The organism is Microvirga tunisiensis (assembly GCF_009296175.1).
In the GTDB taxonomy this organism is placed as follows: Bacteria; Pseudomonadota; Alphaproteobacteria; order Rhizobiales; family Beijerinckiaceae; genus Microvirga; species Microvirga tunisiensis.
Window position 1 is genome coordinate 1 of the sequence record NZ_VOSK01000761.1, and the last position, 1,333, is coordinate 1,333.

1 pseudogene is annotated in these 1,333 nt (G+C 58.9%); it reads right to left on the reverse strand.

Annotated features, from left to right (window positions below):
* Window positions 1-118 precede the first annotated feature (118 nt).
* A pseudogene (locus tag FS320_RS43455) lies at window positions 119-367 on the reverse strand (IS6 family transposase); the annotation flags it as partial.
* Between the last annotated feature and the right edge of the window lie 966 nt (window positions 368-1,333).

The following is a 1,333-nucleotide window of genomic DNA, read 5'->3' on the forward strand; positions in this document are numbered from 1 at the left end:
GCTCTTGACGGCCGCAGCTTGCAGGGGTTTGAGGTCGGCACCTGACTGCGGACCTCGAGGGGCCGACCCTCATCTCTTGTACAGCTCCACATCTCCTCCTTCAGAAATGTGTTCGTGACACACCGTCGAGATGCCATTTGTCTCCGGGGGCCGGAAGACGCCTGCGGATCTGATTAGCATAATCTTGGCCGAATTTCAGCGCCCACTGCCGCACCGTCTCATGGCTGATCAAGATCCCTCGGGCCGCCAGCATCTCCTCGACCATGCGTAGGCTGAGTGGGAACCGGAAGTACAGCCACACGGCATGGCTGATCACTTCAGCTGGGAAACGGTGGCGGGCGTAGCGAGGACGACGAGGAGGTTTCATCCCTCACCCATGGCTCCGATCCGGTCACCTTCTGGTTAATTTGACGATGCCACTGCTAGGTCTGAGCATGCTTGGTGGTCTGCTCATGAAGCAGTGAGCAGACCTTTCAGACAATCCACTCTACATTACACTTTGACCCGTTTCGGACATTGATGAACTGTGGCCGACCTTCGCAACGGACGGTTCTTCGGAGGGAAATACAACGCTGCGATGCTTTCCGGACGCGTGTCAGCAGGTCGAATTCACTGTTCCCGGCCATGGCGGAAAGCGGGATGATGGGCATGGGTGCGTTCTCTTTCCTAGGCGCGCGGCGATGGTAGGCTAAAGTTGCGTCCGACACTCTGCTCGGACGGGTCCAAGGTGGCCGGCGATATCCTGAGCCCGCGTCTCAAGCAGACACGAGGTCTTGAACCCTTCAGAAACTTAACCTTGCCTGGCTACCTGTCTCGGTTCGTCAAGTCGGTGTCCTGTTCTGTCAAGCTGAGCGCCCGCTTTCGTGCGAGGCTGCTGGTATCGGCGGGGTCATTCCTGACGCGATCACCGGCCACTTGGAGGCAAGCAATGCCCAAAAATCGGCGGGTTGCGGAGAGCCCTGTCAAACACGAAAGCCACCAACTTCGCTTCGTTTGTCGATGCGTGTCTCGAGATGTCAAGCCGATGGCTCGGAAGGTCAAGCGGATGGTGCAGGCTGGTGTAGTCTCGACCCCATGCGATCGCACCGTGGGCACGTTGATCGTCTGGTGAGCCGCGTCGAATAGAACAGCCCGCGTATTGCCTCACCGAAGAATGCTCCCGACACGGATGGTCGTTGCCTCATCTTCATGCTCCCGGCAAGCCTTAGGGCTCTGCGGGCACCGAGCCTTGATCCGATGACCCGAACACCATGGCCCATGCCGCATCCCGGCGCCAGATTTTCAGACGCCGCTGGAGTGTGCGCAGATGCCGCTCGGAGTACTGGTCAGGATA